At 45.0% G+C, this 4,247-nt stretch carries 4 protein-coding genes and 3 tRNA genes; 3 read left to right on the plus strand and 4 right to left on the minus strand.

The genetic code is table 11. The annotated features are described in order from the left end of the window. Positions 1 to 421: 421 nt before the first annotated feature. Entirely contained in the window at positions 422 to 1,162 is a 741-nt protein-coding gene (locus JO375_RS24305) for a Crp/Fnr family transcriptional regulator (RefSeq protein ID WP_229526935.1), read from the minus strand. 302 nt (positions 1,163 to 1,464) lie between these two features. Here JO375_RS24305 and JO375_RS24310 point away from each other — a divergent pair, with 302 nt between their 5' ends. The 3 genes from JO375_RS24310 to JO375_RS24320 all read left to right on the plus strand — a co-directional run bounded on the left by JO375_RS24310 (position 1,465) and on the right by JO375_RS24320 (position 3,808). Then, positions 1,465 to 1,914 carry a GAF domain-containing protein gene (locus tag JO375_RS24310; RefSeq protein WP_229526936.1) on the plus strand — a complete coding sequence of 150 codons (450 nt, stop codon included), beginning with the start codon at positions 1,465 to 1,467 and terminating at the stop codon, positions 1,912 to 1,914. 144 nt (positions 1,915 to 2,058) lie between these two features. Next, on the plus strand, positions 2,059 to 2,712 hold the full coding sequence (locus JO375_RS24315; RefSeq protein WP_229526937.1) for a response regulator: 654 nt from the start codon (positions 2,059 to 2,061) through the stop codon (positions 2,710 to 2,712). Next, positions 2,705 to 3,808 carry a PAS domain-containing sensor histidine kinase gene (locus JO375_RS24320; protein WP_229526938.1) on the plus strand — a complete coding sequence of 368 codons (1,104 nt, stop codon included), beginning with the start codon at positions 2,705 to 2,707 and terminating at the stop codon, positions 3,806 to 3,808. The genes JO375_RS24315 and JO375_RS24320 overlap by 8 nt, the downstream gene beginning before the upstream one ends. Positions 3,809 to 4,001: 193 nt before the next feature. Here the strand turns inward: JO375_RS24320 and JO375_RS24325 are convergent. The 3 genes from JO375_RS24325 to JO375_RS24335 form a co-directional block, all read right to left on the minus strand. Next, positions 4,002 to 4,072, minus strand: a tRNA-Gly gene (locus JO375_RS24325). Positions 4,073 to 4,081: 9 nt separating this feature from the next. Continuing rightward, positions 4,082 to 4,155: transfer RNA gene (locus JO375_RS24330), tRNA-Pro, on the minus strand. Between the two features lie 23 nt (positions 4,156 to 4,178). Next, positions 4,179 to 4,247, minus strand: a tRNA-Arg gene (locus JO375_RS24335).

Here is a 4,247-nt window from a genome sequence, read left to right on the forward strand (position 1 = left end):
GAGCAAAATCCGTACTCACTCGTTGTTCAGTTTTCAAAGATCAAACTTTTCTTTTTCGCTGCATTTTTCAGCAGCTATAAGATCATATCATGTTTATTTCAAAAATGCAAGGGTTATTTTTTCTTTTTTATCAAGATCATTTCACCCAAGTTGTTCACTTTTGAAAATGCTGTTTTGTTGTCAGCTAAAATAGTATATCATCTTAAGTCTGAGAAAACAACTTGTAAATAATCCCTATTATTCAAGACCACAAATTACTTTCTCTTTTAGTCAGTCGTTTTCCGACTGAAATGCTACTTTAACACGAAAACTTTATAATATCTACATGTATTTAGTTCCAATCATAATACTCCTGCCTTTCAAAAGACGTGAAGCAAGGCGGGTCCCGGAGACCTCGCCTTATTTATAATATTCATCTATTTTAGAGTCGGCAAATTTCATGGGCACATTGACCATACGAAGGACAGCAGCACATATCACGCAATACCTCGAGATCATGAATGACGATCTTCCCATTTCGTGTATCCAGCGTTCCCTGCTCCTTCAGCGAGCTAAGCATCCGGTTCACACTCTCCCGTGTCGCCCCAATCATCTCACCGAGCTCGGAGTGGCTCAGCTTCATATTCAGTAGAATGCCATCTTTCACTGCAACACCGCATGTATTGCTTGCACGAATCAGTGTAGAAGCCAATGCTCCTGCTTTGCCATATAGCAGCAAGTCCCGAAATCGCGATTGCATAATTCGTTGCTTCATCGCCATCCATTGGATGAATTGAAGTGCCATTTCTCCATGTTTGGACAGGAGCTGCTCCAGATCCTTAACAAGCACAACACCCAACTCACATACATCGGCTGTTTCCGCAGTGCAGCTGTGCTCTTCTCCATCTATCCCGCTGAATTCCCCGATCAGGTCGCCCTGATGCTGAATAGTCAAAATCAGTTCTTTACCATCTTCTGTCGACTTTCGAAGTTTTACATGACCCGAATGGATATAATAAAGCTCTTCCGCTTCATCGCCCTCTCGGAAAAGCATAACGCCTGCCTTTACCTTTTTCCACGACATAATTTCTTTCAGCAGCTCAAAATGCTCCTCAGTTAAAAATAACTGAATTCCCGTGCGTTCCGCCTCGTCCCCAAACCGTTCCATACAAGTGGCTTGCATGTTAGCGTCCTCCTCGTGTTTACCTGATATCTATATCATAATGTTTTCACACCTGGGTTGTTATCGGGAGAACACCTGATTTTCCCCCTTCCTACTCCCTGATTCGCTGTGATAAATATCACTCCTCAAGCAAGCACATGTCCCATTTATCGTCTTTTCTCTTACTACATTACCCGGTTTGATAAAAAGTCAGTGTTTCTTATACCTATAGATCAGGGGGTTCCCTGACTTACTTTTGTAACTGCCGGGACTACAATAAGTTAGAGCTACAGTTTTTGCTAAGAAAAAAGGATGTGTCTTCTATGATACAAATAACGGATGAAATGCGAAAAGAATTAAACCAGTTAAGGGATCGTATCCACGCTGATCTCACTGCCCTTGCATTTATGTCCAAGTCAGGTGGTAAATTACACTGGTATTACGCCTCCGGCAGCCGAAGCAATCGCTATCGCCTTATTTCTTTTAAAGTGGGACATGGCATAGCCGGGATGGCTGTTCGCCTGGGACGTACCGTGACTGTGAGTGCCCTGCTGACTGGCAGCATACGACTTCGTAAGGAATGTGCGATGATGCTGGCTGAGCAGCTTCATTCCGCTGTGGCTATTCCTTTTTCCAGCACAGGAACTTTACCCAACGGTGTGCTGCTTCTTGGTAACCGTGATGTAAGAACGTTTACTGATTCTGAAGTAGCCGAGGGCACTCAAGTTGCTCAGCGGCTTAGCCAGCTATGTTCTCACACCCCCATCCCATAAACCACACGTAATTAAGGAAAATGAGACAAACAGATTTTCTGCTGAATATGACATCCCTAACAGTCTATATTGATTGAAATCCCCGAAATTTGCTATGATTATGACTAAACGCACGGTTTTTTTACCGTTCTAGGGGATGACAAATTGATTCGTATACTTGTAGTGGATGATCATGTTGTCGTACGTTCCGGCCTCATGGCCCTATTGGACGGCAAAAACGGCATTAAGGTGGTAGGAGATGCTGCAGACGGAGATGAAGCGATCCGCAAGGCGGTGGAGCTGCAGCCTAATGTCGTGCTCATGGATTTTAGCATGCCACCTGGCAAGGACGGCCTAACAGCAACTACAGAATTAAAAAAACAGTTGCCTGATACTGAAGTTCTTATCTTAACGATGCATGACGATGAGGAATACCTATTCCGAGCGATTCAGGCCGGGGCTTCCGGATATATTTTAAAAAGCGCACCTCACGAGGAATTACTCGCTGCCATCCAATCTGTGGCTGAAGGCAGTGCCTATCTGTATCCAAATGCTACCAAACGGCTGATGAGTGAATATTTGGACAAGATCAAACAGGAAGGCATTACCGGACCCTATGAGTCTCTTTCTGAGCGCGAAAAGGAAATCCTGTCATGGATAGCAAAAGGATATGCGAATAAGGAAATAGCCGAGCATCTGGTGATCAGCGTCAAGACCGTAGAGTCCCACAAAAGCAACCTCATGGAGAAGCTTAACTTGAAAACACGGCCCGAGCTGGTCAAATTTGCACTAAAAAAGGGGCTGCTGCATTATGAATGAATCTTCCCATTCTTTACCGCGGTATGCTTTTGGTGAGTCATCCGATAAGTTGCTGAATGATCTGGAGACTTATATCCCGGAGTCCCTTTTTCTCCATGATCTGCGCAACTCTCTTCACCAGCTGTCCAATCTGAAACTTGCACTAGATACTTCCTCCATCGTCGCTTTGACTGACCATCAGGGCATTATCCAGTACGTGAACGACAAGTTCTGTGAGATTTCGCAATACAACCGCGATGAATTGATCGGTCAGGATCATCGCCTCATTAATTCATGCTACCATACCTCCGCGTTTATGAAAAACCTGTGGTCTACAATACGCTCAGGTCAGGTATGGCAGGGCGAAATACGTAATCGAGCGAAAGATAACAGCTTTTACTGGGTGAATACCACCATCGTTCCGTTCATGGACGAGGAAGGCAAACCCTATCAGTATTTAGCGATCCGTAATGAGGTCACCAAGCTGAAGAAAGTCGAGGCTGAGCTGCAGACGATGATGACTCAAGTGATGCAGATTCAGGAGGAAGAACGCAAGCGTTTTTCAAGAGAACTCCACGATGGGATCGGGCAAAGCTTGTTTTCGCTCATTATTCAACTGGATAGCCAGCTTGCCGAGCAGCCTAGTTCTGCTCTGGAAAATCTGCGTTCACAGGTTACCGACATCATTAAAGACGTCCGCGGACTTGCATGGGAACTGCGTCCCTCAGTCCTGGATGATTTGGGTGTCGTACCTGCTATACGAACCTATATTGAAAACTTCTGTTCTCATTACGGAATTGAGGTCCATTTCCAGTGTAACCTGCGTAAGCGCCTTGATATCCGCAAGGAAATAGCCATTTATCGGATTGTACAGGAAGCCTTAACGAATGTAGCCAAATATGCAGATGTAGCAGAGGCACATGTCGACGTAGAAGATCAGGGTGAAATCATACAAGTAACCATTTGGGATGAAGGAATCGGGTTCTCCGAAGAATCACAAGGAGAAGGCGTCGGATTATTCAGCATGGAAGAACGGGCTAGAGGGGTAGGAGGACATATAAGAATGACTTCTGCACTGGACAAAGGAACCTCTATCCATCTCACCATTCCTGTATAAATCGGGACTTGGGTTGGCTAGCGGTGTACCCTTAAGTTATCTTCGAGGTAAACGTAGCGACACAGATAATCCATTTTCATCATATCGCAATATATTAAAATGATACAAAAAAAGAGAGAGCACTGTCCCGAGACAGGCTCTCTTTATTTATAAGGTGTCACCACTGAGGCAACAAGAATCCGCTATAGCAAAAAGCGGGTGATGGGAATCGAACCCACGCTACCAGCTTGGAAGGCTGGAGTTCTACCATTGAACTACACCCGCAAATTAGTATCGGGATGACACGATTTGAACATGCGACCCCCTGGTCCCAAACCAGGTGCTCTACCAAGCTGAGCTACATCCCGACGTTATACACTTTTTGAAGAAATGGCGCGCCCTGAGAGATTCGAACTCCCGACCTTTTGATTCGTAGTCAAACGCTCTATCCAGCTGAGCT

This window comes from Paenibacillus farraposensis, assembly GCF_020736845.1.
Taxonomy (GTDB): Bacteria; Bacillota; Bacilli; order Paenibacillales; family Paenibacillaceae; genus Paenibacillus; species Paenibacillus farraposensis.

Bases quoted from the DNA above. Each gene is read 5' to 3' on its own strand.
- JO375_RS24320 (WP_229526938.1), top strand. From the start codon at position 2,705: ATGAATGAATCTTCCCATTCTTTACCGCGGTATGCTTTTGGTGAGTCA.
- JO375_RS24305 (WP_229526935.1), bottom strand. From the start codon at position 1,162: ATGCAAGCCACTTGTATGGAACGGTTTGGGGACGAGGCGGAACGCACG.
- JO375_RS24310 (WP_229526936.1), top strand. From the start codon at position 1,465: ATGATACAAATAACGGATGAAATGCGAAAAGAATTAAACCAGTTAAGG.